Origin of the sequence: Microcystis sp. LE19-41.2A (assembly GCF_027530405.1) — a bacterium.
Taxonomy (GTDB): Bacteria; Cyanobacteriota; Cyanobacteriia; order Cyanobacteriales; family Microcystaceae; genus Microcystis; species Microcystis aeruginosa.
Window position 1 is genome coordinate 1 of record NZ_JAPZQJ010000665.1, and the last position, 2,868, is coordinate 2,868.

At 42.7% G+C, this 2,868-nt stretch carries 1 protein-coding gene; it reads right to left on the reverse strand.

The features are described from left to right. Nucleotides 1-339: 339 nt before the first annotated feature. The coding region (locus tag O9290_RS27390; protein ID WP_288087733.1) for a CHAT domain-containing protein at nt 340-2,868 on the reverse strand (2,529 nt) is incomplete at its 5' end.

Consider the following 2,868-nt stretch of genomic DNA (forward strand, 5'->3'; position numbering starts at 1 on the left):
GGTTGCGCTTGCTTTGGTTTAACCTGAGCGACTTAGTTTTTGCTGCGCTTTTTTCTGGCTTGAGATTTTAGGTTCGACAGCAACTCCTTGATTGTTTTTTGAGTTACCCCTTGACAATCAAGACAGTCGCTACGTTCATCTAGTAGGGTTGATTCATGAATCAACCCTACCTTGAATCAACCCTACCTTGAATCAACCCTACCTTGAATCAACCCTACTGAATCAACCCTACCTTGAATCAACCCTACCCCAACCCCCCCCGATGTTGGGGGGTTGGGGGCAAGGGGAGGAGGTTCGGCTAATCTAAAAATAAAGGGATATCTTGAAATTGTAGTTTCCTCATTTCAGATTTTGTCCCTTGCTCGCCTGTGGTAAAAGCGGAAGACCGGCTGGATTCCCTAAACAAATAAAAGCGGCCCAATACTTAGGAGCTTCATAAGGGCGTTCTAAATCAGATTTTTGACTTAATTCACGCAAATGGGCAGCAGTTCCTATACTGTGTTTTTCTGCCGATTTGATGGCATCTTCCGTTAGCCATTGGGAACGCATTTTGGCGATGGTGAGACGCTGGAGGCTAGATTTGGCTTTTCTCAAAGCTTCTGCTTTGCTAAGTTTTGCTTTCAGGAGATAATAATAGAAATACTGCATTAAGATAGTGGTAGCCACATCCTCCACTTTCCAAAGGCTGATAATAACGGTTTTTGCTCCTGCTTGGATGAAGGAACGACGCAAACCGATGAGGGTTTCTCCTGTGTAGAGGTCTCCTAAGGCGGTTTCACAGGCGGAGGTAACGACTAACTCTGTCCCCGCTAAATTGATAGATTGCACGTCTAGGGAAGTTAATAAGCCATCTTCGGCTTTTTCGGGTAGTTTACCGCCGTTTAACATCGTATTCACCCCCGCAAAGGCTAAACCTGAACGCAACAGGGGATTTTGTCTGGTGCCGACTTGGAATCTTTCTGAGGCGGAAAGACTCGATAACATGAAGTTTTGGTTAATTGTGTCCAGTTCGGGGGTTATATCGCCGAGAAAGTAGCCATGAGTAGCAATATGGAGAATATAAGGGGCTTTTTGGGCTTTGGAGACAAGAGGTTTTAAAGCTTTGGCGGCGGTAACGGGTTTGACTCTGAGTATTTTAGCGATTTTTTCGCCTTCGATTTCGGTGCCGGGGAGGGAGTTGAATATTTGTCCTTGTCTAGAGGTGGCTAAATTGCGTAAGGATGGTTTAAAGGGGAATTTTTCCTCATTTTCAGCAGTTGATGGCGTGTTTTCGGGACTGGCTAAGTTATAGTCAGGGTTAGCGATAACGAGGGGATAGGTGACTTTGGCGGGAATTTTGGCTTTAAAGCGCAGGATATCTCGCCCTACATTTAAGAAGTTGCAGCGATATTCATCCATTAAGTAGCTGCCTTTATCGGTGGGTAAAATTTCAAAGGGTAAGCAGTTTAATTCGCCATCGGGACAGATAATTAATTCTTGGGTGAGATAAGGCTTGATTTTGTCAAAAATAAGCTGGCTTAGTTCAATTTTTGACAGTATATCCTCTTGTTTCTTAAATACGGCCACACTTAATCCTCGTGGGTTTTCTACCGATTCCCGAAACTCTTTCACTAATTTGTCTATGGGTTCAGCTTCTCCTAAATCTATCATAGTTAGCTGTTCTGGGGCTTGGGCAGGTAGGATAAAGGCGAGATAGCGAGGGGGAAAGGATGCAGCGTCACCGTTGGCGGGAATTGCCTGAAAATTGTAGTTATTAAACCTGAAAAATTCAATTAGGGTAGTTCCTTCGGGTAATTCTAAAGCGATGGTACGAAAATCAGCGTTTTGCAGTTCTTTTTCGAGGTTAAGTTCGGGGATATTTAATTCTCGTTCGAGGTTTTCCGCTTGTTGTTCGAGGGATTTAATTTCTTGTTGGTAGTAGGGAAGTTGTTCGGGGGTGGGTATATCAAAACAGCGTTTGGCGAGTTGTTGTCTGATTTGTTGCCATTGTTGGAGTTTGGGGGCAAGATGGGCGTATTGTTGGGATAAAAGGGCGATTTTTTGCAGGATGGCGGTTTCGGTTGCGATCGCTTTCCGTCTTAAGATGAGGTTATAGGCAGATTGTACCGCTTCGGGAGTATTAGGAAAGTGTTGGAAAACGAGAGAGAGAAATCTTTCTACTTTATAGTAGTTTTGTATAAGATAAATGATGCGTTGTTTATCGGTGCTGATACTAAAGATTTTCGAGATAGTTTTTAAGTCAATATCTGCCGCTTCTTGCATTAATTTTAGGGCTGGTTTATGGCAGTTGGTTGCTGTATATAATAGGGCTAAGTTATTCAGAGAAGTAGCATAGCCAGGGTGTTCAGTACCTAGAATTTTACCAATAATTTTGAGAGCTTGTTGATGGAGAGGTAAAGCTTGCTCATACTGTCCCATTGACCCATATAATAGGGCTAAGTTATTCATAGAACTAGCATAGTCAGGGTGGTCAGTACCTAAACTTTTACCACGAATTTCGAGAGCTTGTTGATGGAGAGGTAAAGCTTGCTCGTACTGTCCCATTGACTTATATAATACGGCTAAGTTATTCAGAGAAGTAGCATAGTCAGGGTGGTCAGTACCTAAACTTTTACCACGAATTTTGAGAGCTTGTTGAGAGAGAGGTAAAGCTTGCTCATACTGTCCCATTGAGTCATATAAAGCAGCTAAGTTATTTAGAGAATTAGCATAGTCAGGATGGTCAGTACCTAAACTTTTACCACGAATTTCCAGAGCTTGTTGAGAGAGAGGTAAAGCTTGCTCATACTGTCCCATTGACTCATATAATAATGCTAAATTGTTCAGAGAAACAGCATAGTTAGGGTGGTCAATACCTAAACTTTTACC